Origin of the sequence: Serratia sp. H402Y (assembly GCF_051172415.1) — a bacterium.
Classification (GTDB): Bacteria; Pseudomonadota; Gammaproteobacteria; order Enterobacterales; family Enterobacteriaceae; genus Serratia; species Serratia ureilytica.
Genome location: NZ_JBPIYZ010000001.1, coordinates 244,840 through 271,514, shown reverse-complemented (window position 1 = coordinate 271,514; position 26,675 = coordinate 244,840). Strand labels below are relative to the sequence as shown.

Genomic DNA, 26,675 nt, shown 5'->3' with positions numbered 1-26,675 from the left:
GTGAGTTTTCACCTGACACAGGCTATTGATATGTCCGATTCCAGCAGCGTCAAAGGTTTTATCAACCGCTCCACCCAAATCGTCTGCCCTAAATGCGGCTATGTTACCCGGCAAAAATGCGCGGCAATGCTGCAAGACGTGATATTGATTTGCCCTAATTGCGAAACCCGTTTCGAGCCCAGGCAAGGCTGAAAACGGTTAGCGGAACAGGATATGCTCGACGCTGTTGCCGTTCACCACGTTGAACGACTCCACCCGATTACGCCCCTGCGATTTGGCGCGATACAGCGCGATATCCGCCATGTTCATCAACTGCTCCAGCGATTTCACCTCGTTCATCGCCAAACTGGCGACGCCGACGCTGATGGTGATTTTCAACGTCTGCTTGCCTTCCGCCTGCAGCTCCGTCTGCTCTACCAGCCGGCGCAGATGCTCCCCCAGCGCCACGCCCTGCGCCGCCAACGCGCGCGGCAGCATGATGGCGAACTCTTCCCCGCCCAAGCGGCCGAATAGCTGATCGTGCCGCAGCTCGCGCCGCACGATGTGCGCGAACGACGCCAGCACCTGATCGCCGGCGCTGTGGCCGTGCGTATCGTTGATCTGCTTGAAATGATCGATATCGATCAGCAGTAACGACACCGCTTCTTTGGAACGGTGCTTGTGCTCCAACAGCTCGCCCGCTTTGCGCGTCATCGCGCTGCGCGCCAGCACGCCGGTCAGGAAATCGTGGTTGGCGCTGTGCTCCAGACGCCGCATAAGCTTACGGTTGGCCGCGATGGAACTGGCGAGGATCAGCGGCCCCATCACCAGCATGGCGATACCCAATCGGGCGGACATCAGCGTGTCGAGGAAGGCATTATGGTTGTTCGGCGTTTCATACAGCACCAGGTTGGCGGAGATGCTGCTGATCTCGGACATACCGGTCAACAGCGTCAGCAACGTCACGGGGAACAGCTGGTAGCGCACCGCGCACCACAGCAGCGCCGGGATCGGGAAGGCGATCGCGCCCGGCCCGCCGATATAGACGCTGAACGCCAGCGACAGCAGCAGCGCCAGCAGCGGCAGGCAGCCTTTCAAGCGCCAACGCACCTGCATGCGCAACAGCTGTTTCAACCGCGGCGCCGCCATCAGCACCGGCAACAGCAGCAGGGTCGTCGAAAACTGTTCGCTGAACCAGGCCAGCCAGGCGACCACCACCGTGTTGTTGTACAGGCTATCGTTACGCAGCACGGACAGCGTCGACGCCACCGCCGCACCGGCCAGGCTGGCGCTGAACATATAGAGTATCGCCTGGGGTTTACCCATGCGCCGTTGAGATTGCGGCAGCATCAGCATGATGCCGTAACCGACGACGATCAGCGACATGTTGCAGGCGTTCAGCCACAGCGCCAAAGACCAGCCCTCGCCGGTGCTGAGATCGGCGGCAACCATGCCCAGATAGGTCGTGAGCCAGCCGAGCGGCGTGGCGTAAGCGGGTTTGCGCAGCAGCAGGCCGAGCAGAATCGCATTCACCGGCCAAAATAAAGAAAGCGAGCCAATCGGCCGGCTAAGAATGCCCACCAGGGAAAGTAAAAAGGCCAGCATGAAAAGATTGATGAGCTGAACCGTAAGCGGCAGGCCATGCCTGGCGTTTATTCTGGCGTTCATCGCCTCGCCCATATTTTGCTAATAACCAGAATAATAATGTGCATACTCTCTCGCCCGGCCAGTGAGGGATAATCAACCCGGATTTCAACCAAAAAAGCCAGACAAATCAATAATAAAAAACATTAACAATTAATTAACAGACTTTTCTTAACCTAATGTGGCGGCGGCGGACTCCCCCGCATACCGTCGGAAAATAATGCTCAGCTCTGCTGACAGCATAGCGCAAAGCGTAATAGGCCGCCGACCGACGTTAATTACATTAATAAGATTGTGGTTATTGCTCGTTGAATGATATTTGAATAACTACGCGATTATTTTCCTGCAACTGGGCCGCCCGTGCAATAACAACCCAAAAAAAGCCCGCCTAAAGCGGGCTTGCTTGAACAACAGCAAATCGACAGTTACGACACAGCCATTCATTGCATGCCTGTGCTGCCATGCAGTGTAGCGGCGAAAGCTTAAGCAGACCTTAGCAACAAAAAACCCGGCCTAGGAACCGGGAATATTTGTACGAAATGCAGCGTTAGCCCAAGCAGGCTAATAACATTTCGCAGCTTACACGCCAAATGTGCAGAGAAAATGAACGCTGCACGCGGCAAGGCCTTACGCCAGTTTGGCGGCAAAGCCCGCCACGCGCTGGCCATAGAGCTTGGCGGTCGCCAGATCGCCCGACAGCATCTCGTCCACGCCGGCATCCGACGGCGTTTGCACCAACAGCCCCACCGAACCGCCCAGGTTGTTGACATCGGTACGCTGCGCCGATTTGGTGTTGGCCGGCAGCAGCCCCAGACTGACCCACAGGCCGCCATGTTGCGAAGCCAGCGTTTGCAGCGCTATCAGCGTGACCTGTTTGTCGCCGTTCAGGCTGGCGCTGTTGGTAAAGCCGCCGAACACTTTGTCTTGCCACTTGCGGCCGAACCAGGCTTTGGAACTGGCGTCGGCGAATTTCTTGAACTGCCAGGATGGGCCGCCCATATAGGTCGGTGAGCCAAAGATGATGGCGTCCGCCTCATCCAACTTCTGCCACGCTTCATCGCTGATATCGCCTTCCTGATCGATAGCGATCAGTTCGGCCCCTGCGCCTTCCGCCACCACTTTCGCCAAACGCTCGGTATGGCCGTAGCCGGAATGAAACACCACTACTGTCTTCGCCATAGAAATTCTCCACTCATTGCACAGAGGCGCCGACGACGCCCATCTCGCGTTCAATCTAATCAAGCGCGCAACGGCTGAATACTGAATAAAACTGACGGTGTTATTCAAAAAAATCGCGCTACGCGCCGCCGGGTATGCGCAGATAAAAAAATCCCGCACAAGGCGGGATAAACTTAACAGGGATGGGGTAATACACTACAGGGAATGGATAACACACAACATCATCGGGTAGAGCTACAGTACCAATCCCAATGTATAGAACTGTCATCCCCGCGTAAGTTTGCTCGGCCAGATGTAACGCCGAATGGGAAATATGACATTCCGCTCAAGGCACCACGAACAGCCTCGACTCGAAACCGCCGCTTTTGAAGGTGCCGGTATTGACCCACCCCGGCGGCGAACGGCCGAAGTCCTGATTGAAATCCCCGCCGCTGACCAGCCAGACCCGGCGATGGCCTTTCGCTAACGCGCTGAGGTTATCGACGTAGGTCTGCGCCGCCCGATCGTGGAAAAAGGTGCCGAAACCATAGGCATTGGGCTTGCCCGAAATGCCGTTGGGCCTGGCGGGGGTATACAGCAAGGCGCGATAGCCCTTCTTGTTGTAATACACATAGCTCAGGTAGTTGAACATGTTGCTGACCACCACCGCATCGTTGGGCTGATAGTTACTGTTGATGTAGTGTACCATCACCTTGAACTCATCTTTCTCGACCGGATAGTCGTTGCGCACGCCGCAGCCGAACAGCAGGCTGAAGAACAGCAGCAAAGAGATCCCGCGCACCCGGCTTTTCGTACCGGCGATCAGCACGCCCAATACCAGCGGAATGCCGAGCGCGGCGGAATAAAGGTAGCGATCGACAAACAGCGGCGAACGCCAGGAAATGGCGAATACCAACGTCACCGGGATCAGCATGCCGCCGAGCAGCAGCAGCGCATATTTTCTCGGCATCTGGCGCCGCCACAGCAGCAGTGAACATAAGGCGACAAACATCGCCGGCAGCAGCCAGAGAATGATCGTGGGATAGTTGCTGCCATCATGCCCGGTGAGAAAACGCCAATACATCGCCGGCAGATCGCCCCAGGCAACCTGAGGGATCCAACCGACGTCGCCGCCGACCCGCAGTTCGGCAATATGCGCCAGCAGATTGAGCAGCACCAGCAGCCAGGGAATATAGGCCACTCCAATCGCCGCATTGGCCACCCACCACGCCGGCTGCCTGATGTAACACTCGCCTTCGCGGCGGCACGACAGTGCCAACACCACCAGCCAGTGCGCGATCAGCGTGAAAATCGTGAAGTAGTGAGTATAAAAGCTCAGCGTCATCAACAGCGCATACAGCGCCAGATAGCGGCGGTTATCCGGCGTTTTCAGCCACTTCGCCAGCGCCATGGCGGCGGCGATCGCCAACAGCCCCATCAGCGCATACATGCGCGCCTCCTGGCTGTAACGCACCGCCATCGGCATGATCGCCATCAGCCATCCCGCGGTCAGCGCCGCCCGCTCGTTGGCCAACCAACGGGTAAAACGCATCGCCAGCGCCACCGTCATCACGCCGAACACCAGGCTCAGCGCGCGGGCCGCCATAATGCCGTCGCCAAACAGCACCATCCAGCCATGCAGCAGCAGGTAATAAAGCGGCGGGTGAACATCGAAGGAAGCATGGTACAGCAAAGCGCCCACATCATAGCGGCTGGTCAGCACGCTGGAGGCCTCGTCGCACCAAAAATACCGATCCGTTAAGGAAATACACCGCACGATCGCCGAAAACGCCACGATCGCCAACGCGTAATGTTTGTAACCGATGCCTTTTAAGCCGTTATTGCTCAAAGAAACATTCGATACCTGTTGCAGTGACATAACCGCATTCCGCCCAAGAGAACCACACAGTGTGGAGACGCAGCGTCATCATTGCCGACGGCGGGTAAATGGCGGGTAAATCAGTGCGAAAAAATCGGCGCAATCACCGCGGCGGCGCACGGCCCTCAGCGGATTTCAACGGTGATGTCCGGGTAGGCCTTCTCCCCGTCGCTGAGGTAATGCCCCAACGCCCGGTAAGCCATGACGTACAGCACGGCGGCGCCGCACAGGCACAGCAAGGTCACGAGAAAGAATCTGGATTTGCGCACGATAGGCTCCATGGGGAAATTTTCACCTATTGTAACGCGGCAAAATAAACGAAGGTTCAATTGGCGGCGGGTCGTTTGCCCTACGGCCGCTCTGTCGATCCATCAAAGCACTGGAGCGAGCTGAGCGGCAGCGTTATTGGCCGTACGAAAACACGCTGCGCAGTGGAACCGACACAGCGCAGCCAGGCATGCGTCATGTTCCCGGGTACGGATGGGTCTCGCGCCAGTGGTCCGCTATCTGCTGCCGCGTACAGACCCACACCCGTTCGTGTTGCTGGATATAGTCGAGAAAACGCTGCAGCGCGCGAAAACGCCCCGGCCTGCCCAGCAGACGACAGTGCATCCCCACCGACATCATCTTCGGCGCCTCCTCGCCCTCAGCGTACAGCACGTCGAAGCTGTCTTTCAGATAGGTGTAAAATTGCTCGGCGGTATTAAATCCCTGAGCGGTGGCGAAACGCATGTCGTTGGCGTCCAGCGTGTAAGGAACGATCAGGTGCGGCCGACGGCTGCCGTCGCCGCACGCCACTTCGCTCCAGAACGGCAAATCATCGCCGTAATAATCGCTGTCATAATCAAAACCGCCCTGCTCCACGACCAGTTGCCGAGTGTTGGGGCTATCGCGCCCGGTATACCAGCCGGTAGGCGCTTTACCGAACAGGTCGGCCAGCACTTGCACCGCTTTTTGCATATGCTCGCGCTCCTCAGCGATATCCATATGTTGATAATGGATCCAGCGCCAACCATGGCTGACCACATCGTATTTCGCCGCTTTGATCGCCGCGACAATCTCCGGCTGGCGCGCCAGCGCCATCGCCACGCCGAAGACCGTCAACGGCAGGCCACGCAGGCTGAACTCGCGGTGGATCCGCCAAAAGCCCGCCCGGCTACCGTATTCGTACAGCGAATCCATCGACATATGGCGCGCCGGATAGCTGGCGGCGCCGATAATATCGGAGAGAAACTGTTCCGATCCCGCATCGCCATGCAGCACATGATTCTCCGCACCCTCCTCGTAATTGAGCACAAACTGCACGGCAATTCGCGCGTTGCCCGGCCAGCGCGCATGCGGCGGATCTCCGGCGTAGCCTCGCAGGTCACGGGGGTAATTCTCATCGACAATGACCATTCTTCATCCCTTTAAAATAGATTTAACGACTGAAATTGACCGCTTAACGCTTTGGTTTCGGGATAGGCCAAGTCCCCTTGTTTGCTGGTCGATAACCCCAACGCCACCAGCGACTCCACCATTTTTACCGCCGCGCTGACGCCATCAATCACCGGCGCCCGCAGCTCGCGGGTCAGTTCCTGCGCCAGCGTCGCCATTCCGCCGCAGCCGAGCACAATCGCCCCGCAGCCATCCTCTTTCAGAGCGCGGATGCAGCGCTCGCGCACTTTCTCCTGCGCCAGCCCGCTGCCGTCCTCCAGCGCCAGCACCGGCAAGTCAATGGCATGCAGCGCCGCGCAATGCTGATGAAAACCGTACTGATGCAGCAGGTGGCGGGCGATAATCAGCGTGCGCGGTAACGTGGTGACGATAGAGAAACGGGTCGCCACCATCGACGCCATATGCATCGCCGCTTCCGCAATGCCGATCACCGGCCCCTGCGCCAGCTCGCGCGCGGCCAGCAATCCCGGATCGCCGAAACAGGCGATCACATGACCGTCAACGCTCTGCCGTCGCCCCGCCCTCACCTGTTCCAGCACGCCGATCGCCGCGATGGCTTCGTCAAAGTGCCCTTCAATGGACGGCACTCCGTCGCGCGGGCACACCGCCAGGATCTCGGTGCCTGGCGCGGCGGCGGTGCGCGCGGCGGCGGCGATGCTGTCGGTCATCGCCTGACTGGTGTTGGGGTTGATAACCTGTATGCAAACAGAAGACATCACGGCTCCTTGTAACCGGCGAACAGCCGGGAAAAATCGGGCAGGCTGACGCCATCGCGCTCAAAGCGCAGGCTGGCGATAATATGATCAAAATGGCGCATCAGGGCGTCGCTCAGAGGCTGCAGCGCTTTATCCCGCAACAAACCGACCAACTGCTGATGATCGTCGCAACGGCACCCCTGCCGCCACGGCGCGCCCCAGGTGGCGATGACCAGGGAAGAACGCTGGCAAAGACGCGTCACCATGTCGGTGATAACCGAATTGCCCGAGATCGCCTGCAGCTGAATATGAAAATCGGCGGAATAGCGAATCGCCGCCGGGCCGTCGTAAGCCTCATGCACCTGCTGTTCCAGCTGAATAATGCGCTCCAGTGCCGCCAGATGGGGCGCTCGACAGCGGGCGATAATATCGGGAAGGTTGGCGACCTCCAGCAGCGCGCGCGTGCGGAAGATAGCCTGCGCCTCTTCCACCGTCGGGCTGGCGACATATGCACCACGTTTGGGCTTCAGGCTAACCATTTGCACAGCGGCGAGTCGTTGCAGCACCTTACGGATGCCGGTGCGGCTCACGGCAAACACGTCGGACAACGCCTCCTCCGGCAATTTGCTGCCCGGCGGCAGCTGATGCTCGACAATCGCCGTCATCAACGCCTGATAAATGGTTTCATCTTTGTCCTGCAGCGCTGGCGCGGCCTGGAGACAATGTTCAGTATTCATTCACCTACTCCGGTTTCACCTATCGATAGCAAAATCGTATACATAACGCTCGGTTTCTGTATGCAAAATCAGCCATTGTGGCCTGGATCCTGCAATAGCCTCAGCAATCCACATAACAAGAGGAGCAGGTTTCATGCCACATTCAACACACATGCATCAGGTTTCGGCCAAAGACGCGACCGCCGGCTACAGCCCGCGACTGTGTAATGAAGATCTCGCGCCGACGCGCGACCAAAACTGGAGCTGGTACAACATTTTTTCATTCTGGATGTCGGACGTGCACAGCATGGGGGGCTATGTGGTCGCGGCGAGCTTCTTCACGCTTGGGTTGGCCAGTTGGCAGGTGCTGCTCTGCCTGCTGATCGGCATTTGCATCGTACAGCTGTGCGCCAACCTGGTGGCGAAGCCAAGCCAAATGGCCGGCGTGCCCTATGCGGTCATCTGCCGCCAGGCGTTTGGCGTCTTTGGCGCCAATATCCCGGCGGTGATCCGCGGGCTTATCGCTTTCGCCTGGTATGGGATCCAGACCTACCTTGCGGCCAACGCCCTGATGCTGGTGCTGCTCAAGTTCTGGCCGTCGCTGTCCACGCTCACCGGAACCGGCTTCCTCGGCCTGTCGCTCCTGGGCTGGCTATGCTTCGCCACCATGTGGCTGCTGCAGGCGATGGTCTTTTGGCACGGCATGAACGCCATTAAGCGCTTCATCGATATCGCCGGGCCGGCAGTCTATGTGGTGATGCTGGCGCTGGCGGGCTGGATTGTATACAAGACCGGTTTTGACGGGATTTCCTTTACCCTGGCCAGCAAATCGCTGACCGCCGGGGAGCAGACCTGGCAAATGATCACCGCCACCGCGCTGGTGGTCTCCTACTTCTCCGGGCCGCTGCTCAACTTCGGCGATTTCTCCCGCTACGGCAAAAACATGGGCGAGATCCGCCGCGGCAACCGCTGGGGCCTGCCGTTCAACTTCCTGCTGTTCTCCATCGTCACCGTAGTGATTGTTTCCGGCACACAATCGCTGTTTGGCCACATGATCACCGACCCGATTGAAACCGTCAGCCGCATTGGAAACGATCTGGCGGTCGCCATTGGCCTGCTGACGATGATCACCGCCACCATTGGCATCAATATCGTGGCCAACTTCGTCTCGCCGGCCTTTGACTTTTCGAACTGTTCGCCGCAGAAAATCAGCTTCCGCACCGGCGGGATGATTGCCGCCGTTGGGTCGATTCTGCTGACGCCGTGGAATTTGTTTAATTCGCCGGAGCTTATCCACTACACCCTCGACGTGCTGGGCGCCTTTATTGGCCCGTTGTTCGGCATCCTGATCGCCGATTTTTATCTGATCAAACGCGGCCAGGTATCCGTGGACGATCTGTTTGATGACACCCCGAAAGGCAAATACTGGTACCGCAACGGTTTTAACCCGAAAGCCATTGCCGCGCTGCTGCCGTCGGTGGCCATTGGCCTGATCATCAGCTTTATTCCGGCCCTGCACCAAGTGGCCAACTTCAGCTGGTTTATCGGCGTCTTCCTCGGCGCGACCGCCTACCGCTGGCTGGCCCGCGATGAGCGCACCGCCGTGGCCGGTCCGGCGTTCCGGGCGAAGGTGATGGCGCAAAAAGAGTAATTCCGCCCACAGCAAACTGCGTCGGAAGGGAAAAAAGCCATCCGCAACCGTGCCGCCTCGGCGTTAACGCCGGGGCGGCCGTTGTGAGCGAACCAGTCGGCCGCTGGCTTTTCACCGATGCGCGGAGGAGCGCTGAGCGCCGCGATCAAGCGCGTATTTTCGAAGCACTTCAACCCCCTATCGCATCTGGGGTTGAGGCAAGTCTGCATGAAGAGACGGCGGAGTGGTGAGGGAAAGCCCGGCCAGCAAGGCGGCGATAATGACAAACAGGTGCCCTTCGGACGAGTCCAGCAGGAATGAATTGAACAGATGGCAGGCCATGTAGCTGCTGAGCACCGCAACGAACAGATTTCGGCGCGCCGGCGGCAAGCGCCAGGCGACGCGGTAGCAACTCCACATCCAGGTGAGGAACACCATCAATCCCAGCAAACCGCTCTGCACCGTTTCCAACAGGTATTCATTGTGCGGATTATGCACGCCATAGCCGGTGGATGGATTGCCGTACCAAAAGCTGCCGGCGCCGTTGCCCAGCAGCGGGGATTGCTTTATCAGTCGCAGGGCTTCGCGGGCGAAGGCGGTGCGTTGCCCCATGGAGTTGTCGCAGGCCGCATAAGCCGTTTGGGCCGGGGCGAAAACGCACCCCTGAATTTGCTGGACGCCCAGCGTCAGGCGCTCCATGGCGCGATTGGGGGTCATGACCAGCATCACGACAGCCAGTATGCCGCAGGCGAGCACGGCCACTTGCTGCTTGCGCCGGAGGGTAAGCAATAACCAGATACCCATGCCAACGGCCAATGCCACATACCCGGTACGCCCCTGCACCATCAGCAGAACATTAACCGTCGCCAACAACACCAGTCCCGCATACCCCCAGCGCCGTTTTCCGCTACAGGCAAAAGCACGCGACAACCAGACCAGCGCCGCCAGCGCCATAAACACGTTTTGGGTGATTTGCAGCTTAAACACCGTAGGGTTGTCGGGGTTCAGCCCGCCCAATGTGACATGGCCAAGCCCGCTCATGAAGCTGATGGCCAATATCGCGGCATTGGCCCACAAAAAGCCGCGGACAAATTGCGTCATCAGCCGCGAGTCGGCCAGAAAGAACAGCGCCAGCGGCAGGACATACAGCAATTTTTGGTATTTGCCGACCATTTTGGGGCCGTAGGCGTGAGCATGCGTCAGCAATGACAACGCCAGCAGCGCAAATATCAGGGCCGGCAACCAGACCAGGGGATGACAAACCAGTGCAGCCCACGGCCGGATATCGCGCAGCCAGAGCAGACAGACGACAACCAGCCCCAGTGAGATATTCATCAGGGGATTGGAGGTCGGGAGGGAGGCTCCCAGCAAAAAGGCGGTAAATGCAAACAACCGTTGCTGAAGGGGCGTCTGTATCGACGAGGAAACTGCTGAGTTGAATAGCATCGTGACGTACTCATTGATAAGAGAAAAAACACGGTGGAAGGCCGCGCAGGATTAACGCTGCGCAGACCCGACGAGGGATGCCAGTTGCCTGTTAACCGCCTGTATCACATCGCCGGCCGGGATGGCCGCGAGGTAACGCTCGCAGGTGTTGGTGTCAACGGCTTCCGGGGCGGGCAGCGGACGATAGTCTCCGGCCCACAGCAACGTGTGGGGCGCCTGCCACGGGGACCATCGCGCGAGGTCGCTGGGTCCGAACAGCACCACCGAGGGCGTATTCAGCGCGGCGGCCATGTGCATCGGCACCGAATCGACCCCGATAAACAGCCGCGCCCGGTCAATCAACACCGCGAGCTCCGGCAGCTCCAGACGCCCGGCCAGATTAATCACCCGCCGCGGTAACAGGCAGCGGGCCATAATGGCGCTTATCATGGCGGCTTCATCTTGCGTGCGTCCGCCGGTGAGCACCACCGTTCTGCCCTGGGCGGTCAGGTAGTTAATCACGGCGCTGAATCCGTCCACCGTCCAGGTCTTGAAAGCCCAGCGTGCGGTCGGCTGTATCAGCACAAAATCGGTCAGGTGATGGCGTCGACTGAGCCGGTCAACGTCATCCACATCAGATTGCCGCCAGGCTTGCGTCACCTGCGTGATTGTCGTGGGCAAGGCCAGTGGCGCCAGAATGCTGAGATTATTCAGCACGGTGTGCTGCGCCGGGCCGGCAACGTCGACCAGTAGCGAATGGCTGGCCCGCCAGAGTCGATTGTCGCGTTTGGGGTAGCGAAACCCCAGACTGAAGGTCGGTTTGAGAAAACGGCAGTACAACGCTGCCCGCCACTGATCGGAGAGGTTGATCACCAGATCGTAATGGCCGGTCCGCAGGCTGTTCCATAACGCATATTCGCCGCGGTATTGCGCTTTCAGCCCTTGGCGCTTGAGCTCTCGATCCACGGTAAAGGCCAGATAAACATCCTGACTGCCGGCCAGCATCGCCTCGGTGCCGTCATAGACCAGCACATCGATCAACGCATTGGGGTAGTTGACGCGCAATGTGCTGAGCACCGGCGTCATCAGCAGGACGTCGCCAAAGTGGCGCAGCTTGATGACGAGAATGCGTTGCACGCTATCCCGGTGCAAAAGCGCATTGGGCACCCGGCGATCGGGGAGTGTGGCCAGCGGGGATGCGGGGCGTTTGCCGGTGGTGCGATGGGCATTCATGGTTCGTCGCCTCAGAAAAATACAAAAGGCCGCTGCAGGGCCGAAAGAGTCCGTGAGGATAAAAATAGCGCTGCGCCACGGTTCGAAAATCCGAGAAGGCTGCAGGGAGAAAACGCCGTTCTCTCTGCCGTGCTCCCTGAACCGTCAATCTCGTTATCGCGGGAAAGCGGGCAATTAGCAGACGTTCTCGTCATGGCTGAGTACGGGGGTTTTATCCTGATAAATTGTCGAGCGCTACGTGGTATTCACCGGATGAATAAAGAGTTACCGCCGAATAATATCCTGCCCGATCTTAACGGCGACCGTGCAGCAAAGATAATTGGTTGTGCAGATCAATAAGATCTTACCGATCGTTGAAAACGATCAATCCTTTACAAATTGCAGGGTTACCGAGAAAATTCCTAACCTATTGAGGTTATTAATGTCTTTTATTGCTGCACCGTGCGGCGCGTGCTGAACTCACTCCCCGACCGGAGAGCCCGGTGCGGGAAGTGAACCATCGTTAGCGAATAAACGTGGGAGGGAGAAATAGGAGTTTTCACCGGTGGAACAGCGGCGCCGCGACCGGATACCTAATCACTCGCCAAGCGCAGAAATTGCACGACCGTCGAAAAGCTGAGCTTTGGAGAATAGACCGGCTGGGTGAGCATAGAAATGGTACAGCGATACGCTCACCTTACACCGAACCATCTCACTGAGCATGCGAGGCAAATTGATGCGATTTTCGGAGGTTTAGTCCCAAATCTGTCCCATGATGAAATCGGAAAGACGGGATGAAAGGCGTAACTCATTGATACTTAATGGCACGCCCTATAGGATTCGAACCTATGACCTACGGCTTAGAAGGCCGTTGCTCTATCCAACTGAGCTAAGGGCGCATTGAGATGCGGCAACCTGTGGTTGCGGGTTGCGATTATACGGTCAGAGGTTAGCGAGTCAATGCCTTTTCATGACGTTACGGCGGCGACGGTGCTTTATGGCGTTTTTTCCGCCAGCGCCCGTGCGGCGGCCCGCGCTATGCTGCGTTGCGCCAGGCCGACAGCGGTATCGCCTGGCGTGCGCTCACCCCCTTGCCGCCCATCGCCCCGCCGCAGGCAAAGGCGCACGGACTGAACGACCGCCGTAATGTCGCCCCAATCGGCATGCTCAACCACCTGCATGTTGCAGGTCGCCTCCCCTCTTTTCCCCAGAGCGGAGTCAGGGCGTGCGCTGTTTAAAGAAGCCTGGCTCCACGGCGCCCAAGCCAGCAATAGCGCGTACCCTACCCATGCGCAGCCGTTCATGCGCACAGCTTCCGCCACAGGGCGCTCAGGCGCGCCCGCCACGACGGCGTCGCCTGGTGCTGACAAAGCTGATGCAGCGCGGTGAGTTGCTCACTGTCCGCCGGATGCAGCGAAGAATCGAACACCGTCTCGCCAACGTGCTTAGGCTGCGCCGGTTGCCGATCAGGCTGATGATGCAACGGATAAAGCCGGGTTATCGCTCTCATGATCCTGCCCTCTTTCGCCCTGTGTATGGCCCCAGCGTATGCAAATGCCGGTAAAAATGGCGTAGAGGTTCCTGAAGCCGGCATAAAAAAAGCGTAAATCGGTCTCGCCAACGGCGGCGAGGGTGATTCTGCGCCTGACAGCGCGCTCAGCTTCTGACAGAATAGCGGCATCCCCGCTTTTCTTAATTGATGGATTTCCACACTGATGTCAGCAAAGATTATTGATGGTAAAACGATTGCGCAGCAGGTTAGAAACGAAGTGGCTGAGCAAGTGAAACAACGTCTGGCGGCCGGTAAGCGCGCGCCAGGGCTGGCGGTTGTGCTGGTCGGCGAGAATCCGGCTTCGCAAATTTACGTCGCCAGCAAGCGCCGCGCCTGCGATGAAGTCGGCTTCCTCTCCCGCTCCTACGACCTGCCCGCTGCCACCAGTGAAGCCGAGCTGCTGGCGTTGATCGACCAGCTGAACGCCGATGAGGAAATCGACGGCATTCTGGTGCAGCTGCCGTTGCCGGCCGGCATCGATAACGTCAAGGTGCTGGAACGCATCCATCCGGACAAAGACGTCGACGGCTTCCACCCGTACAACGTCGGCCGCCTGTGCCAGCGCGCGCCCAAGCTGCGCCCATGCACGCCGCGCGGCATCGTCACCCTGCTGGAGCGTTATAACATCGATACCTACGGCCTGAACGCCGTGGTGGTCGGCGCGTCCAACATCGTCGGCCGCCCGATGAGCATGGAGCTGCTGCTGGCCGGCTGCACCACCACCGTCACCCACCGCTTCACCAAGAATCTGCGTCATCACGTCGAGAACGCCGATCTGCTGGTGGTGGCGGTCGGCAAACCGGGCTTCATTCCGGGCGACTGGATCAAACCGGGCGCCATCGTAGTGGACGTCGGCATCAACCGCCTGGAAAGCGGTAAAGTGGTCGGCGACGTCGATTTCGACGCCGCCAGCGAGCGCGCCGCCTACATCACCCCGGTGCCGGGTGGCGTTGGCCCGATGACCGTGGCTACACTGATCCAAAATACCTTGCAAGCCTGCGAGGAATATCACGACGTTCAACCTAAATAAGTAAGGCAGTATGGAAATTTTCAATCTGGACAATCATCCCCATGTCGAACTGTGCGATCTGCTGAAGTTCCAGGGCTGGTGTGAAAGCGGCGGCGCCGCCAAAGAAGTCATCGCCGAAGGGCAGGTGAAAGTCGACGGTAAGGTCGAAACCCGCAAGCGCTGCAAGATCGTCGCCGATCAGGTGGTGGAGTTCGGCGGCGGCAAGGTCATGGTTAAACCCTAACCCGCAGCCATAGAAAAAGGCGCTGAATTCAGCGCCTTTTTTGTTTCCTTCTGCCGGATTACTTACGGCGCCAGGTGGTGCCCTGCGGGCCGTCTTCCAGCACGATGTGCATCTCGTTCAAGCGATCACGCGCGGCATCCGCCAGCGCCCAGTCCTTGGCGGCGCGCGCTTCGTTACGCTGTTTGATCAGCGCTTCGATCTCCGCCACTTCGCCGTCGTCAACCTGTGCGCCCCCTTGCAGGAACTGCTCCGGCTCCTGCTGCAGCAGGCCAAGCACGTTCGCCAGCTTGCGCAGTTCCGCCGCCATGCCGCTGGCCGCCGCCATGTCTTCCCCCTTCAGGCGGTTAACCTCGCGCGCCAGATCGAACAGCGCCGAGTAGGCTTCCGGGGTGTTGAAGTCGTCGTCCATCGCTTCGCGGAAGCGGGCTTCGAACGCCTCGCCGCCGGCCGGCGCGGCATTGGCGTCGGTGCCGCGCAGCGCGGTATAGAGGCGCTCCAGCGCGGTGCGCGCCTGCTTGAGATTCTCTTCACTGTAGTTCAGCTGGCTGCGATAGTGGCCGGACATCAGGAAGTAACGCACCGTCTCCGCATCGTAATGGCCGAGCACGTCGCGAATGGTGAAGAAGTTATCCAGCGATTTGGACATCTTCTCCTTATCGATCATCACCATGCCGGAGTGCATCCAGTAATTGACGTATGGGCCGTCGTGGGCGCAGCTCGACTGCGCGATCTCGTTCTCGTGGTGCGGGAACATCAGATCGGAACCGCCGCCGTGAATGTCGAAGTGGGTACCCAGCTGTTTGCAGTTCATGGCGGAGCATTCGATGTGCCAGCCCGGACGGCCCGGCCCCCAAGGCGACTGCCAGCTCGGCTCGCCCGGCTTGGACATTTTCCACAGCACGAAGTCCATCGGGTTGCGCTTAACGTCGTCGATCTCCACGCGCGCGCCGGCCTGCAGCTGCTCCAGATCCTGGCGCGACAGCAGCCCGTACTGCGGATCGCTGTCGATGGAGAACATCACGTCGCCGTTACTGGCCACATAGGCGTGATCGCGATCGATCAGGCGCTGGGTGATCTCAATGATCTCGGCGATGTGTTGGGTCGCGCGCGGTTCGCTGTCCGGGCGATCGATCAGCAACGCGTCGAAGTCGGCATGCATTTCCGCCAGCATGCGTTCGGTCAGCTGGTCGCAGGTCTCATGATTTTCCGCCGCGCGGCGGATGATTTTGTCGTCCACGTCGGTGACGTTGCGCACGTAGTTCAGCGAATAGCCGAGATAGCGCAGGTAACGCGCCACCACGTCGAAAGCGACAAAGGTACGACCGTGGCCGATGTGACACAGGTCATAGATGGTTACCCCGCACACGTACATGCCCACTTTCCCGGCATGAATGGGTTTGAATTCCTCTTTTTGACGACTCAGGGTATTAAAAATCTTTAGCATCGGGAGATTCCGTGGTGTGCGTGATAACAAAAAAGATAACCGGGCTTCAGGTTTAACGCCCGGTAGCGTATTGAAACCTGAAGCCTGATCTATTGCAAGGTTAAGGCCATGCTTTGCTGACTTCACGCGAAGAAAAAGCGCAAAATTCGCCGGCCGGCGCAAATGTTATAATATAACACAAATACAATTACCACAGACAGTGCGCGGTTGAGCCGCTGCTGACTCGCTGGGGCGGATATGTTATAAGGGCGGTCTGAATGTTCACTCGCTTTACGTGACGTCTCACTTCACCTTGTTAGGATTAAAACTATGGTTACTTTCCACACCAATCACGGCGATATCGTTATCAAGACCTTTGCTGACAAAGCGCCGGTTACCGTTGAAAACTTCCTGAACTACTGCCGCGCCGGTTTCTACGACAACACCATCTTCCACCGTGTGATCAACGGCTTCATGATCCAGGGCGGCGGTTTCGAGCCGGGCATGAACCAGAAAGCGACCAACGCGGCCATCAAGAACGAAGCCAACAACGGTTTGAAAAACACCATCGGCACCCTGGCAATGGCGCGCACCAACGATCCGCACTCCGCCACCGCACAGTTCTTCATCAACGTGGCTGACAACGACTTCCTGAACTTCCGCGGCGAAAACGTGCAGGGCTGGGGCTACTGCGTGTTTGCTGAAGTGGTTGAAGGCATGGACGTGGTCAACAAGATCAAAGGCGTGAAAACCGGCCGCAGCGGCATGCACCAGGACGTACCGGTAGAAGACGTGGTGATCAACAGCGTGACCGTCAGCGAGTAATCGCGGCTGCATGAGTACGCTGTTCATCGCAGATCTGCACTTGTGCGCACAGGAACCGGCAATCACTGCCGGTTTTCTGCGTTTTTTACGGCGCGAAGCGGTGCACGCCGACGCGCTGTACATCCTCGGCGACCTGTTTGAAGCCTGGATCGGCGACGACGATCCCGAGCCGCTGCACGCGGAGATCGCCGCGGCGCTGAAAGCGCTGCAACAGGCCGGCGTGCCCTGCTATTTCATCCACGGCAACCGCGATTTTCTGCTCGGCAAGCGCTTCGCCCGCGCCAGCGGCATGCAGCTGCTGCCGGAAGAAAAAGTGCTGGAGCTGTACGGCCGCAGGATCCTGATCCTGCACGGCGACACCCTGTGCACCGACGATCAAGCCTATCAGCAATTCCGCCGTAAAGTGCACAACCCGCTGATTCAAAAACTGTTCCTCGCGCTGCCGCTGCGCTGGCGACTGAAGATCGCCGCCAAGATGCGCGCCCGCAGCCAGCAATCCAACCAGTACAAGTCGGATGCCATCATGGACGTCAACCCGCAGGCGGTCGAGCAAACCATGCTGCGCCACGATGTGCACTGGATGATCCACGGCCATACCCATCGCCCGGCGGTGCATCGGCTGGCGTTGAGCAACGGCGAAGCCCATCGCGCGGTGCTGGGCGCCTGGCACGTCGAAGGATCGATGATCAAAGTCAGCGCCGACGCCGTCGAGCTGATCCAATTCCCGTTCTGAGTTCCGCACTGGCGCGCGGGTGAAAATTCGCGCTTTCGCCGGTGAAAACCGGCGACGCAACCGTTTTCCTCGCCGTGCGCTCATGGTATGCTCTACGCCCTCATTCGGCCCTCAGCCGACGCCAGACAAATCACAGGAGCCTTACACCCATGGGAGCCAACGCCGCTTCAGCCGCCAATGCCGGGGCTAAAATCGCAATTGTAATGGGATCGAAAAGTGACTGGGCCACCATGCAGTTCGCCGCCGAAGTCCTGACCCAGCTCGATGTCCCCTTCCATGTCGAAGTCGTTTCCGCTCACCGCACGCCGGACAAGCTGTTCAGCTTCGCCGAGCAGGCTGCCGCCAACGGCTTTGACGTGATCATCGCCGGCGCCGGCGGTGCCGCGCATCTGCCGGGCATGCTGGCGGCGAAAACGCTGGTGCCGGTGCTGGGTGTGCCGGTGCAAAGCGCCGCGCTGAGCGGCGTGGACAGCCTCTACTCCATCGTGCAGATGCCGCGCGGCATTCCGGTGGGGACGCTGGCGATCGGCAAAGCCGGCGCCGCCAACGCCGGGCTGCTGGCGATGCAGATCCTGGCGCTGCACGACGCCGCGCTCGCGCAGCGTTTGGCGGACTGGCGTCAGGCGCAGACTGAAGACGTTTTGAACCACCCCGATCCGCGGGAGGACGCATGAAGCCGGTTTGCGTATTGGGCAACGGTCAGCTGGGGCGCATGCTGCGCCAGGCCGGCGAACCGCTGGGCATCGCCGTCTACCCTGTCGGCATCGATGCCGAACCCGAGGCGGTGCCGTATCAGAACAGCGTCATTACCGCCGAGATTGAACGCTGGCCGGAAACCGCGCTGACGCGCGAACTGGCGACTCACAGCGCCTTCGTCAACCGCGACATCTTCCCGCGTTTGGCGGATCGCCTGACGCAAAAGCAGCTGCTCGATCAACTCGGCCTGGCGACCGCGCCGTGGCAGCTGCTGGCGAGCGCCGCCGAATGGCCGCAGGTGTTCGCTGCGCTGGGCGAGCTGGCGATCGTCAAACGCCGGGTCGGCGGCTATGACGGCCGCGGCCAGTGGCGCCTGCGTCCGGGGCAGGAAGCCGAACTGCCGGCCGATGCCTATGGCGAGTGCATCGTCGAGCAAGGCATCAATTTCTCCGGCGAAGTGTCGCTGGTGGGCGCGCGCGGCCACGACGGCCGTTCGGTCTTCTACCCGCTGACCCACAACCTGCATGAAGACGGCATCCTGCGCGCCAGCGTGGCGCTGCCGCAGCCCAATCCGGCGCTGCAGCAACAGGCCGAGCAGATGCTGGCGGCGATCCTGAACGAGCTGAACTACGTCGGCGTGATGGCGATGGAGTGCTTTATCGTCGGCGATCGGCTGTTGATCAACGAACTGGCGCCGCGCGTGCACAACAGCGGCCACTGGACGCAAAACGGCGCATCCATCAGCCAGTTCGAGCTGCACCTGCGCGCCATCCTCGGCCTGCCGCTGCCGCAGCCGGTGGTGAGCACACCGTCGGTGATGGTCAACCTGATCGGCACCGCCGTCAACGAACAGTGGCTGTCGCTGCCGCTGGTGCATCTGCACTGGTATGAGAAAGAGGTTCGCCCGGGCCGCAAGGTCGGCCACCTCAATCTGAACGACCCGAGCGCCGCCGATCTGCGTCAAGCGCTGCAGGCGCTGACGCCGCTGCTGCCGGGCGAATACCAAAGCGGGCTGGCCTGGGCACAGCAGAAGCTGGCTTAACGGTTTACACCGCCGAAAAGAAGAAGGTTCAGCCCAGGCTGAACCTTTTTTATTGCCGCAAAGATCAACGCGAGCCGATATTACGCAACGGTTTGCCGGCCATCAGATTGCGCTCAATGTGTTCCAGTGAAATATTTTTGGTTTCCGGGATGAGCGCCAGCGTGATGAAAACAAACAGCACGTTAAGCCCCGCGTAAACCCAAAAGGTGTGAGCGCTTCCCAACGAATTCAGCATGGTCAGGAACGTCGCCCCCACGATCATATTGGCTATCCAGTTAGTGGCGGTGGAACAGGTGATGCCGAAATCGCGGCCTTTCAATGGCTGGATCTCTGAGCACAGCACCCAAATCAGCGGGCCGGCGCTCATGGCAAAGCCGACGATAAACATCAGCAGCATGACGATGGCGAAATATTGCTCCGCCGCCGAGTTCATGCCGATGTTCATCATGGTGCCCAGCGCCCCCATGCCGACGGCCATCACGATAAACCCAAGGATCAAAGTGGGCTTGCGGCCCCAGCGGTCAACCAGCCCAATAGCGATAAAGGTGGCCAGCACGTTGACCAGACCGACGATCACCGTGCCCCACATCTGCTGTTCCGTACTGGCGAAGCCCGCCAGACCGAAAATCTTCGGCGCGTAATACATGGTGACGTTCATCCCGGTGAACTGCTGCATTACCTGGAGAAGAATGCCAAGGAAAACCGCGCGGCGGAAATTTTTATTGCCTTTGAACAACGCCCAACCGCTTTGCTTCAGTTTGAGGCTTTCACGAATTTCATTCAGCTCATACTGCGCCTGGGCACTGCTGTCGCGCAGCTTCTCCAACACCTGACGCGCTTGCTCATGGCGATTACGCGAGGCCAACCACCGCGGGCTGTCAGGCAAAAAGAACACGCCGACCAACAACAGCCCGGCCGGGATGGTGATGACGCCCAACATCCAGCGCCAGGCGCCGGTATAGCTGAATGCCGTATCAGACAGGTAAGCGGCCAGAATGCCGATGGTGATCATCAATTGATACATCGAGATCATACTGCCGCGGATTTTCTCCGGCGCGATTTCAGAAAGATAAATCGGCGCGGTATAAGAAGCGATCCCCACCGCCAATCCCAGCAGAATACGTGAAACGATCAACACCTCCACGTTGGGAGCGAACGCAGAACACAGCGATCCCGCCACGAAGAGGATTGCGCCGATCATCAAACTGTATTTGCGCCCCAGCCGGAAGTTCATCCAGCCGCTGCCGATGGCGCCGACGGCGGCGCCAAACATCATTGAGCTGACCACCCACTCCTGCTGAGAGCTGGTGATCTGAAAAGTGTCGGTAATAAACGGCAGGGCGCCGGCGATCACGCCGATATCAAGACCGAACAGCAGGCCGGCCAAGGCGGCTAAAAAACAGACGAAAAAAGTCATGCCGACATGAGTCGGGCTTTTCTCCGCCGGTGTCACTTTGACGGTATCGCTCATACAGCCTCCAAGAGAAAACGGTCATCAGTGTGCGACATGATAGGAGGCAATGCGTCGGAGATAAGTGAGTGCGATCACATTAGTGAAAACGGTTACATTCCATTGAATCTTTTTAGGTCGCTTTTTATGGCGGATGAATTCACTTAATCCATGCGTAACCCTCTAAATCAATGCGTAAAATAGGCGAAGTCGGCCAACTATCCGCTACACCGATGACCAATGGCAAACGTATCGATATGACATAAATGTAATCGATTTCACAATGAATGGGCATGAAGAGGAATTGCGCCAGTGACGCGCGAAAGAAAATCGGCAGGCCCGGCCACGCTTGGCGGCAACGGGCCTGCGATCGCCAGATCAGCCATCATAACTGCGGAACAGCGCCCGGCCGCGCAGCAAGCGCACGCCCAGCCAGCCGCCGCACAGCGACAGCAGCAGCGCGCTGGCCAGCGGCAGCGCCCACCACAGCACCGGCGTCGGCGTCCACGGGAAGTCGAACACCCGGCTTTGTAGCAGCCACAGCGCCGCCTCGGCCCCCACCGCCGCCGCGATGCCCGCCACCAGCCCCAGCAGGGCAAACTCGCACCACAGCGTGCGGCGCAGCAGCCGTTTACCGGCGCCCAGCGTGCGATAGACCACCAGCTCCTGCCGCCGCTGACGCATGCCGACCTGCACCTGCGCCAGCAGCAGCAGGCCGCCGCACAGCACCACCAGCACCACCATCACCTCCAGCGCGCGGCTGACCTGTTGCAGCACGCCGCCGACCTGTTTCAGGATCGCGCCGATGTCCAGCAGGCTGAGCGTTGGGAACTGGCGGTTGAGCTGGGTCAACATCCGGCCCTCGCCGTCGTAGCGGAAGCTGGTGAGCCAGGTCTGCGGCTGGCCGTCCAGCGCGCCCGGCGGGAAGATAAAGTAAAAGTTCGGCTTCAGGCTTTCCCAATCCACCTGGCGCAGGCTGGTGACTTTGGCGCTGAACGCCTGGGTATCGCCGCTGAAGGTCAGCGTGTCGCCCAGCTTGATCTTCAGCCGCCCGGCGATGCCTTCATCCATTGAAACCTCGCCGCTTTTCGGCGGCCAATTGCCCGCCACCAACGGATTGTGATCCGGCAGTTCGGCCAGCCAGGTCAGGTTCAGCTCACGGTTCACCGCCTCACCGCCCGGATCGTCTTCATGCACCCGTTCGGTCGCCACCTGCTGGTTTATCTCGGTCAGGCGCACCCGGACGATCGGGTAATAGGTTTCCGGTTTGATCTGGTGCTGCTGCAGGAAAGTTTTCACCTGCGGCACCTGCGCCTCGGTCATGTTGAGCAGGAAATAGTTCGGGCTGTCCGGCGGCAGCTGTTGCTGCCAGCGTTCGAGCAGATCGCCGCGCAGCACCAACAGCAGCGCCAGCAGCATGAACGACAGCGAGAACGCCGCCAACTGGCTGATGGTCACCCACGGTTGATGCAGCAGGCGGTTGACCGCCAGCCGCAGCGCCAGGCTCTTGAGCGTGATGCGGCGCAGCAGCAGCAGGCTGCCCCACCCTATACCGCCCAGCAGCAGCGCCAGTACCGCCATGCCCGCCAGGATCGCCCACAGCAACGTGCTGGCTCCCATCAGCAACACCAATAACGCGACCACGATCGCCGCCGTCACCGGCAGGAAGTAGCGCAGCGGCCAGACGTTGGCCGCCACATCGCGACGCAGCACCCGCAGCGGCTGGGTGGCCAGCAACTGGCGATACGGCCGCAACCCGACCAGCAGCGAAATCAGTACCAGCGCGCCGAGCGCCCACAGCCACGGCCAAACGCCGGCGGCGGGCAACGCGGCCGGCAACACCGGCTTCAGCAGGCGAATCAACAGCGCCTCGAACGCCAGCCCGATCGCCCCGCCGCACACCGCCGCCAGCGCCATCACCGCCAGCCACTGGCCGACGATCAATTTGCGCAGCGCACCGCGCCCGGCGCCAAGGGTTTTCAGCACCGCGATCAGATCGTAGCGGCTGCGGCAATAGTGGCTCATCGCCACCGCCACGGCGGCGATCGACAACAGCAGCGTCAGCAGGGCCGACAACAGCAGGAACTGTTGGGAGCGCTGCAGCGACTTGCCGAGCGCGCTGCCGGACTCCTGCAGCCCGAACCAGCGCTGATCCGGCGTCAACTGCGGCGTCAGCCGTTCTTCGTAACGTTGAATATCCGGCTCGGCGCCGGCGAACATGTAGCGGTAGGTCAGGCGACTGCCCGGCTGCACCGCGCCGGTCTTATCGACGTCCGCCAGGTTGATCATGATGCGCGGCGCGGTCTGGAACGGGTTGAAGCCGGCGTCCGGCTCCTGAATGATTTCACCGGCGATGCGCAGCGTGGTGTCGCCCACCTCCAGCGAATCCCCCACTTTCACGTTCAGCAGCGCCAGCAAACGCGGCGCCACCAGCACGCTGCCCGGTTCGGGCTGGATGTTGGCCGGGCGCGTTTCCAGCTTGCCGTACAGCGGATAGGCCAAATCGGTGGCTTTCACGTCCGCCAGCTGCGGCCGATCGCCGGCATAGGTCATGGTGGTGAACGACAGCTGACGGCTCACCTTCAGCCCTTGTTGCTGCGCGTCCAGCAGCCAGCCTTCCGGCACCGGATGCGCGCTGCGCAGCACCCGATCGCCGGCGATGAAATCGCGGCTCTGCTGGCTGAGCCCTTTGTCCATGCGATCGCTGATGCTGCCCAGCGCCAGCACGCAGGCGACGGAGAGCGTCAGCGCCAGCCACACGATCAGCAGCGACGGCGAGCGCCATTCGCGCCAGAACCAGCGCCAGATCATGCTTCCTCCCACAGCTTGCCTTCGCGCAGCCGCAGCCGCCGCTGGCAGCGCGCCGCCAGGGTTTCGTCATGGGTCACCAGGATCAGGGTGGTGTCAAAATCGCGGTTGAGGGAAAACAGCAGGTCGGCGATGCGATCGCCGGTCTGACGATCGAGGTTGCCGGTCGGTTCATCGGCGAACAGCACCCGCGGTCGGCCGCTGAAGGCGCGCGCCAGCGCCACGCGCTGCTGCTCGCCGCCGGACAGCTGCGCCGGCAGGTGATCGAGCCGTTTCCCCAGCCCCAACTGCTCGAGCAGCTGCACCGCCTGCTCGCGGCTCTGTCTGTCGCTCTCGCCGCGCAACAGCGCCGGCAGTTGCACGTTCTCCAGCGCGTTCAGCGTCGGCACCAGCATGAACGACTGAAACACGAAACCGACATTCCTGGCGCGCAGCGCGGCGCGCCCCTCTTCGTCCAGCGCGGTCAGCGACTCGCCGAGCAAGCGTACCTCGCCTTCGCTGCCGTCATCCAGCCCGGCCAAAATACCCAGCAAGGTCGATTTCCCCGATCCGGATTCGCCGATCAGGGCGATCGTCTGCGCGGGTTTGACAAGCAGCTCGACTCCGGTAAGGATGGTGAGCTGATGCTCACCCTGACCAACGTGTTTACTAAGATGATGAACTTCAAGAACGTTTTCCGCTGGCATCTTCCCTTCCTTTTGCTGTTGGGATTATTCAGTTTACGCGCTGCCGCCGCCGATACCTTGTTGATTTTAGGCGACAGTTTAAGCGCCGGTTACCGCCTGCCGATCGAGCGGGCGTGGCCGACGCTGTTGGCCGAACAGTGGCAGAAAAAACCGGGTGCGCCGCAGCTGGTCAACGCCAGCATCAGCGGCGACACCGCCGCGCAGGGGCTGGCGCGTCTGCCCGCGCTGCTGAAACAGCATCAGCCGCGCTGGGTGCTGATCGAGCTGGGCGCCAACGACGGCCTGCGCGGCTTCCCGGCGCAGGACGTACAGCGCGATCTCGGCCAAATCATCACGTTGGTGCAGCAGGCCGGCGCGCAGCCGCTGCTGATGCAGATCCGCATCCCGCCGAACTACGGCCGCCGCTATACTGAAGCGTTCGGCGCCGTCTACCCGGCACTGGCCAAGCAGTTCAACATTCCGCTGCTGCCGTTCTATATGGAACAGGTGGTGGTGAAGCCGGAATGGATGCAGGATGACGGATTGCACCCCAATGGGGACGCCCAGCCGTTTATCGCCACCTGGATGGCGGAGCGCCTGGAGCCTCTAGTAAAGCATGAGTCTCACTAAATTAGGGTCGTACACTAGGTAAAGTTATGCAAAAAGCGGTATTGATAACCGGCTGTTCCAGCGGGATTGGCTTGATTGCGGCGCAGGATCTGCGCAACCGCGGCTACCGGGTGCTGGCCGCCTGCCGCAAGCCGCAGGACGTGGAAAACATGCGCCAGCTCGGGCTGGAAGGCATCGAGCTGGATCTGGACGACAGCGCCAACGTCGAGCGCGCCGCCGCCGAGGTGATCGCGCTGACCGACGGCCGACTGTACGGTCTGTTCAATAACGGCGGTTTCGGCGTTTACGGCCCGCTCAGCCGCATTTCGCGCAGCCAGCTGGAACGGCAATTCGCCACCAACCTGTTCGGCACCCACCAACTGACCCAGCTGCTGTTGCCGGCGATGTTGCCGCACGGCGAAGGGCGGATCATTCAGACCAGTTCGGTGATGGGCCTGGTCTCCAGCGCCGGGCGCGGCGCCTACGCCTCCAGCAAGTTCGCGCTGGAAGCCTGGTCGGACGCGCTGCGCATGGAGCTGCACGGCAGCGGCATTCAGGTCAGCCTGATCGAACCGGGGCCGATCTCCACCCACTTTAGCCAGAACGTCAACCAGGCGCAGAGCGACAAACCGGTGCACAATCCCGGCATCGCCAAGCGCCTGACGCTGCCGCCGGAGGCCATTCTGCCCAAACTGCGCCACGCGCTGGAAAGCCCGCGCGCCAAACTGCGCTATCCGGTCACCCTGCTGGCGCACGCGATGAGCGTGCTGCGCCGCATTTTGCCGGGCCGCTGTCTGGATTGGCTGCTGCGCAGCAACGCTTAATTCGCCCGACGGGGTTGAAGAATGGCGGCGCGCCCCCATCTACACCCCATGGCTCCGCACGATCAGAGAGAAAAAAGATGCTAGCTCAAGCTGTTGTTGATATTAACGAAACTAACCTGCACCAGACGCTGGAACAATCGATGTCCACACCGGTGCTGTTCTACTTCTGGTCCGAGCGCAGCCAACACTGCCTGCAGCTCACGCCGGTGCTGGACAAGCTGGCGGCGGAATACGCCGGTCAGTTCATTCTGGCCAAGGTGGACTGCGACGCCGAACAGATGATCGCCTCGCAATTCGGGCTGCGTTCCATTCCGACGGTCTACCTGTTCAAAGACGGTCAGCCGGTCGACGGCTTCCAGGGCCCGCAGCCGGAAGAAGCGATCCGCGATTTGCTGCAGCGTTTCCTGCCGAAGGAAGAAGATCTGAAACTGGCGCAGGCGCAGGAGCTGCTGGCCGCCGGCAACGCCGCCGAAGCGCTGCCGCTGCTGAAAGACGCCTGGCAGAGCAGCCAACAGCGCAGCGACATCGGCCTGACGCTGGCCGAAACTCAGATCGCGCTCAGCCGCAGCGAAGACGCTGAAGCGGTGCTGGCGACCATCCCGCTGCAGGATCGCGATACCCGCTATCAAGGTCTGGTGGCGCAGATTGAACTGTTGAAGCAGGCGGCGGACACGCCGGAAATCCAACAGCTGCAACAGCAGGTGCAGCAGCAGCCGGACAACGTCGAACTGGCGGTGCAGCTGGCGCTGCAACTGCATCAGGTCGGGCGTAACGAAGAAGCGCTGGAACTGCTGATGGGGCATCTGAAGAAAGATCTGGCCGCCGCCAACGGCAGCGCGCGCAAAACCCTGATGGACATTCTGGCCGCGCTCGGCACCGGCGACGCGCTGGCCGCTAAATATCGCCGCCAGCTGTACTCCCTGCTGTACTGATATCCGTCATACCTGAAGCTGCATCCAGGCGGCAAATGTGAAAAGCCCTGGGCGCTTAGATAACTAAGCGACCAGGGCTCGAACGTGC

The 26,675-nt window shown here is 60.2% G+C and carries 25 protein-coding genes, 1 tRNA gene and 3 pseudogenes; 13 read left to right on the top strand and 16 right to left on the bottom strand.

All coding sequences use genetic code 11. The annotated features are described in order from the left end of the window. Positions 1-30: 30 nt before the first annotated feature. On the top strand, positions 31-192 hold the full coding sequence (locus ACSBQS_RS01385; protein WP_015376921.1) for a YnfU family zinc-binding protein: 162 nt from the start codon (positions 31-33) through the stop codon (positions 190-192). A 6-nt stretch (positions 193-198) separates the two neighbouring features. On the opposite strand, the gene ACSBQS_RS01380 is transcribed toward ACSBQS_RS01385, so the two are convergent. The 7 genes and pseudogenes from ACSBQS_RS01380 to ACSBQS_RS01350 all read right to left on the bottom strand — a co-directional run bounded on the left by ACSBQS_RS01380 (position 199) and on the right by ACSBQS_RS01350 (position 7,529). After that, a complete protein-coding gene (locus tag ACSBQS_RS01380; RefSeq protein WP_033644213.1) occupies positions 199-1,647 on the bottom strand; it encodes a GGDEF domain-containing protein in 1,449 nt (482 codons plus the stop codon). Between the two features lie 603 nt (positions 1,648-2,250). Then, entirely contained in the window at positions 2,251-2,802 is a 552-nt protein-coding gene (locus tag ACSBQS_RS01375; RefSeq protein WP_033642149.1) for a flavodoxin family protein, read from the bottom strand. Positions 2,803-3,127: 325 nt separating this feature from the next. After that, positions 3,128-4,660: a glycosyltransferase family 39 protein gene (locus ACSBQS_RS01370; RefSeq protein ID WP_047025717.1), complete on the bottom strand. Its 1,533-nt coding sequence runs from the start codon at positions 4,658-4,660 to the stop codon at positions 3,128-3,130. A 125-nt stretch (positions 4,661-4,785) separates the two neighbouring features. Continuing rightward, positions 4,786-4,929 (bottom strand): hypothetical protein, encoded by a 144-nt coding sequence (locus ACSBQS_RS01365; protein ID WP_162837200.1) that lies wholly within the window; start codon positions 4,927-4,929, stop codon positions 4,786-4,788. Between the two features lie 193 nt (positions 4,930-5,122). Further along, positions 5,123-5,977: pseudogene (gene puuE, locus ACSBQS_RS01360) on the bottom strand (allantoinase PuuE); the annotation flags it as partial. Then, positions 5,946-6,813 (bottom strand): annotated as a pseudogene (locus ACSBQS_RS01355) (aspartate/glutamate racemase family protein); the annotation flags it as partial. The pseudogenes puuE and ACSBQS_RS01355, both read right to left, overlap by 32 nt. Then, positions 6,813-7,529 (bottom strand): GntR family transcriptional regulator, encoded by a 717-nt coding sequence (locus tag ACSBQS_RS01350; protein WP_434989509.1) that lies wholly within the window; start codon positions 7,527-7,529, stop codon positions 6,813-6,815. The pseudogene ACSBQS_RS01355 and the gene ACSBQS_RS01350, both read right to left, overlap by 1 nt. Before the next feature lie 133 nt (positions 7,530-7,662). Here ACSBQS_RS01350 and ACSBQS_RS01345 point away from each other — a divergent pair, with 133 nt between their 5' ends. Then, positions 7,663-9,159 (top strand): NCS1 family nucleobase:cation symporter-1, encoded by a 1,497-nt coding sequence (locus tag ACSBQS_RS01345; RefSeq protein ID WP_033651129.1) that lies wholly within the window; start codon positions 7,663-7,665, stop codon positions 9,157-9,159. Positions 9,160-9,336: 177 nt separating this feature from the next. Here ACSBQS_RS01345 and ACSBQS_RS01340 read toward each other — a convergent pair whose 3' ends face one another. Next, complete coding sequence (locus tag ACSBQS_RS01340; protein ID WP_050594406.1) at positions 9,337-10,584, bottom strand: O-antigen ligase family protein; 1,248 nt, start codon at positions 10,582-10,584, stop codon at positions 9,337-9,339. A 51-nt stretch (positions 10,585-10,635) separates the two neighbouring features. Continuing rightward, positions 10,636-11,796 carry a putative lipopolysaccharide heptosyltransferase III gene (gene rfaQ, locus ACSBQS_RS01335; RefSeq protein WP_434989508.1) on the bottom strand — a complete coding sequence of 387 codons (1,161 nt, stop codon included), beginning with the start codon at positions 11,794-11,796 and terminating at the stop codon, positions 10,636-10,638. On the opposite strand from rfaQ, the gene ACSBQS_RS01330 reads away from it, so the two are divergent. Both ACSBQS_RS01330 and ACSBQS_RS01325 read left to right on the top strand, forming a co-directional pair. After that, complete coding sequence (locus ACSBQS_RS01330; protein ID WP_197666225.1) at positions 11,785-12,135, top strand: hypothetical protein; 351 nt, start codon at positions 11,785-11,787, stop codon at positions 12,133-12,135. The genes rfaQ and ACSBQS_RS01330 overlap by 12 nt on opposite strands. Before the next feature lie 297 nt (positions 12,136-12,432). Beyond that, positions 12,433-12,573, top strand: a pseudogene (locus tag ACSBQS_RS01325) (integrase); the annotation flags it as partial. Between the two features lie 24 nt (positions 12,574-12,597). Here the strand turns inward: ACSBQS_RS01325 and ACSBQS_RS01320 are convergent. The 3 genes from ACSBQS_RS01320 to ACSBQS_RS01310 all read right to left on the bottom strand — a co-directional run bounded on the left by ACSBQS_RS01320 (position 12,598) and on the right by ACSBQS_RS01310 (position 13,285). Continuing rightward, positions 12,598-12,674 (bottom strand) — tRNA-Arg (locus ACSBQS_RS01320). 96 nt (positions 12,675-12,770) lie between these two features. Continuing rightward, complete coding sequence (locus ACSBQS_RS01315) at positions 12,771-13,079, bottom strand: hypothetical protein (protein ID WP_342164247.1); 309 nt, start codon at positions 13,077-13,079, stop codon at positions 12,771-12,773. Continuing rightward, positions 13,076-13,285, bottom strand: a complete 210-nt coding sequence (locus tag ACSBQS_RS01310; protein ID WP_047572399.1) for a hypothetical protein — start codon at positions 13,283-13,285, stop codon at positions 13,076-13,078. The genes ACSBQS_RS01315 and ACSBQS_RS01310 overlap by 4 nt, the downstream gene beginning before the upstream one ends. Before the next feature lie 205 nt (positions 13,286-13,490). On the opposite strand from ACSBQS_RS01310, the gene folD reads away from it, so the two are divergent. Both folD and ybcJ read left to right on the top strand, forming a co-directional pair. Next, positions 13,491-14,357 carry a bifunctional methylenetetrahydrofolate dehydrogenase/methenyltetrahydrofolate cyclohydrolase FolD gene (folD, locus tag ACSBQS_RS01305; protein WP_004940177.1) on the top strand — a complete coding sequence of 289 codons (867 nt, stop codon included), beginning with the start codon at positions 13,491-13,493 and terminating at the stop codon, positions 14,355-14,357. Between the two features lie 10 nt (positions 14,358-14,367). Beyond that, a complete protein-coding gene (ybcJ, locus tag ACSBQS_RS01300) occupies positions 14,368-14,580 on the top strand; it encodes a ribosome-associated protein YbcJ (protein ID WP_033642141.1) in 213 nt (70 codons plus the stop codon). Positions 14,581-14,638: 58 nt separating this feature from the next. Here ybcJ and cysS read toward each other — a convergent pair whose 3' ends face one another. After that, a complete protein-coding gene (cysS, locus tag ACSBQS_RS01295; protein ID WP_197666222.1) occupies positions 14,639-16,024 on the bottom strand; it encodes a cysteine--tRNA ligase in 1,386 nt (461 codons plus the stop codon). 309 nt (positions 16,025-16,333) lie between these two features. On the opposite strand from cysS, the gene ppiB reads away from it, so the two are divergent. The 4 genes from ppiB to purK all read left to right on the top strand — a co-directional run bounded on the left by ppiB (position 16,334) and on the right by purK (position 19,299). Continuing rightward, positions 16,334-16,828 (top strand): peptidylprolyl isomerase B, encoded by a 495-nt coding sequence (gene ppiB / locus ACSBQS_RS01290; protein ID WP_016928800.1) that lies wholly within the window; start codon positions 16,334-16,336, stop codon positions 16,826-16,828. 10 nt (positions 16,829-16,838) lie between these two features. Beyond that, positions 16,839-17,561 (top strand): UDP-2,3-diacylglucosamine diphosphatase, encoded by a 723-nt coding sequence (locus ACSBQS_RS01285; protein ID WP_033642139.1) that lies wholly within the window; start codon positions 16,839-16,841, stop codon positions 17,559-17,561. 149 nt (positions 17,562-17,710) lie between these two features. Then, positions 17,711-18,235 (top strand): 5-(carboxyamino)imidazole ribonucleotide mutase, encoded by a 525-nt coding sequence (gene purE, locus ACSBQS_RS01280; RefSeq protein ID WP_004940188.1) that lies wholly within the window; start codon positions 17,711-17,713, stop codon positions 18,233-18,235. Further along, on the top strand, positions 18,232-19,299 hold the full coding sequence (gene purK, locus ACSBQS_RS01275) for a 5-(carboxyamino)imidazole ribonucleotide synthase (RefSeq protein WP_197749686.1): 1,068 nt from the start codon (positions 18,232-18,234) through the stop codon (positions 19,297-19,299). The genes purE and purK overlap by 4 nt, the downstream gene beginning before the upstream one ends. A gap of 64 nt (positions 19,300-19,363) precedes the next feature. On the opposite strand, the gene ACSBQS_RS01270 is transcribed toward purK, so the two are convergent. The 3 genes from ACSBQS_RS01270 to ybbA all read right to left on the bottom strand — a co-directional run bounded on the left by ACSBQS_RS01270 (position 19,364) and on the right by ybbA (position 24,243). Further along, positions 19,364-20,770 (bottom strand): sugar porter family MFS transporter, encoded by a 1,407-nt coding sequence (locus ACSBQS_RS01270; protein ID WP_033642138.1) that lies wholly within the window; start codon positions 20,768-20,770, stop codon positions 19,364-19,366. Between the two features lie 357 nt (positions 20,771-21,127). Continuing rightward, positions 21,128-23,560 carry a putative ABC transporter permease subunit YbbP gene (gene ybbP, locus ACSBQS_RS01265; protein ID WP_042783823.1) on the bottom strand — a complete coding sequence of 811 codons (2,433 nt, stop codon included), beginning with the start codon at positions 23,558-23,560 and terminating at the stop codon, positions 21,128-21,130. Beyond that, on the bottom strand, positions 23,557-24,243 hold the full coding sequence (ybbA, locus tag ACSBQS_RS01260; RefSeq protein WP_004940192.1) for a putative ABC transporter ATP-binding protein YbbA: 687 nt from the start codon (positions 24,241-24,243) through the stop codon (positions 23,557-23,559). The genes ybbP and ybbA overlap by 4 nt, the downstream gene beginning before the upstream one ends. On the opposite strand from ybbA, the gene tesA reads away from it, so the two are divergent. From tesA to ACSBQS_RS01245, 3 genes are all read left to right on the top strand, one after another. Then, positions 24,214-24,852, top strand: coding sequence for a multifunctional acyl-CoA thioesterase I/protease I/lysophospholipase L1 (gene tesA, locus ACSBQS_RS01255; RefSeq protein WP_162472522.1), 639 nt, complete (start codon positions 24,214-24,216; stop codon positions 24,850-24,852). The genes ybbA and tesA overlap by 30 nt on opposite strands. A gap of 26 nt (positions 24,853-24,878) precedes the next feature. Then, entirely contained in the window at positions 24,879-25,655 is a 777-nt protein-coding gene (locus ACSBQS_RS01250; protein WP_342164254.1) for an SDR family oxidoreductase, read from the top strand. 77 nt (positions 25,656-25,732) lie between these two features. Further along, positions 25,733-26,587 carry a co-chaperone YbbN gene (locus ACSBQS_RS01245; RefSeq protein WP_033642135.1) on the top strand — a complete coding sequence of 285 codons (855 nt, stop codon included), beginning with the start codon at positions 25,733-25,735 and terminating at the stop codon, positions 26,585-26,587. The last annotated feature ends 88 nt before the right edge of the window (positions 26,588-26,675 follow it).

Bases quoted from the DNA above. Each gene is read 5' to 3' on its own strand.
- ACSBQS_RS01385 (WP_015376921.1), top strand. From the start codon at position 31: ATGTCCGATTCCAGCAGCGTCAAAGGTTTTATCAACCGCTCCACCCAA.
- ACSBQS_RS01380 (WP_033644213.1), bottom strand. From the start codon at position 1,647: ATGAACGCCAGAATAAACGCCAGGCATGGCCTGCCGCTTACGGTTCAG.
- ACSBQS_RS01375 (WP_033642149.1), bottom strand. From the start codon at position 2,802: ATGGCGAAGACAGTAGTGGTGTTTCATTCCGGCTACGGCCATACCGAG.
- ACSBQS_RS01370 (WP_047025717.1), bottom strand. From the start codon at position 4,660: ATGTCACTGCAACAGGTATCGAATGTTTCTTTGAGCAATAACGGCTTA.
- ACSBQS_RS01350 (WP_434989509.1), bottom strand. From the start codon at position 7,529: ATGAATACTGAACATTGTCTCCAGGCCGCGCCAGCGCTGCAGGACAAA.
- ACSBQS_RS01345 (WP_033651129.1), top strand. From the start codon at position 7,663: ATGCCACATTCAACACACATGCATCAGGTTTCGGCCAAAGACGCGACC.
- ACSBQS_RS01340 (WP_050594406.1), bottom strand. From the start codon at position 10,584: ATGCTATTCAACTCAGCAGTTTCCTCGTCGATACAGACGCCCCTTCAG.
- ACSBQS_RS01330 (WP_197666225.1), top strand. From the start codon at position 11,785: ATGGGCATTCATGGTTCGTCGCCTCAGAAAAATACAAAAGGCCGCTGC.
- rfaQ (WP_434989508.1), bottom strand. From the start codon at position 11,796: ATGAATGCCCATCGCACCACCGGCAAACGCCCCGCATCCCCGCTGGCC.
- ACSBQS_RS01315 (WP_342164247.1), bottom strand. From the start codon at position 13,079: ATGAACGGCTGCGCATGGGTAGGGTACGCGCTATTGCTGGCTTGGGCG.
- ACSBQS_RS01310 (WP_047572399.1), bottom strand. From the start codon at position 13,285: ATGAGAGCGATAACCCGGCTTTATCCGTTGCATCATCAGCCTGATCGG.
- folD (WP_004940177.1), top strand. From the start codon at position 13,491: ATGTCAGCAAAGATTATTGATGGTAAAACGATTGCGCAGCAGGTTAGA.
- ybcJ (WP_033642141.1), top strand. From the start codon at position 14,368: ATGGAAATTTTCAATCTGGACAATCATCCCCATGTCGAACTGTGCGAT.
- cysS (WP_197666222.1), bottom strand. From the start codon at position 16,024: ATGCTAAAGATTTTTAATACCCTGAGTCGTCAAAAAGAGGAATTCAAA.
- ppiB (WP_016928800.1), top strand. From the start codon at position 16,334: ATGGTTACTTTCCACACCAATCACGGCGATATCGTTATCAAGACCTTT.
- ACSBQS_RS01285 (WP_033642139.1), top strand. From the start codon at position 16,839: ATGAGTACGCTGTTCATCGCAGATCTGCACTTGTGCGCACAGGAACCG.
- purE (WP_004940188.1), top strand. From the start codon at position 17,711: ATGGGAGCCAACGCCGCTTCAGCCGCCAATGCCGGGGCTAAAATCGCA.
- purK (WP_197749686.1), top strand. From the start codon at position 18,232: ATGAAGCCGGTTTGCGTATTGGGCAACGGTCAGCTGGGGCGCATGCTG.
- ACSBQS_RS01270 (WP_033642138.1), bottom strand. From the start codon at position 20,770: ATGAGCGATACCGTCAAAGTGACACCGGCGGAGAAAAGCCCGACTCAT.
- ybbP (WP_042783823.1), bottom strand. From the start codon at position 23,560: ATGATCTGGCGCTGGTTCTGGCGCGAATGGCGCTCGCCGTCGCTGCTG.
- tesA (WP_162472522.1), top strand. From the start codon at position 24,214: ATGAACTTCAAGAACGTTTTCCGCTGGCATCTTCCCTTCCTTTTGCTG.
- ybbA (WP_004940192.1), bottom strand. From the start codon at position 24,243: ATGCCAGCGGAAAACGTTCTTGAAGTTCATCATCTTAGTAAACACGTT.
- ACSBQS_RS01250 (WP_342164254.1), top strand. From the start codon at position 24,879: ATGCAAAAAGCGGTATTGATAACCGGCTGTTCCAGCGGGATTGGCTTG.
- ACSBQS_RS01245 (WP_033642135.1), top strand. From the start codon at position 25,733: ATGCTAGCTCAAGCTGTTGTTGATATTAACGAAACTAACCTGCACCAG.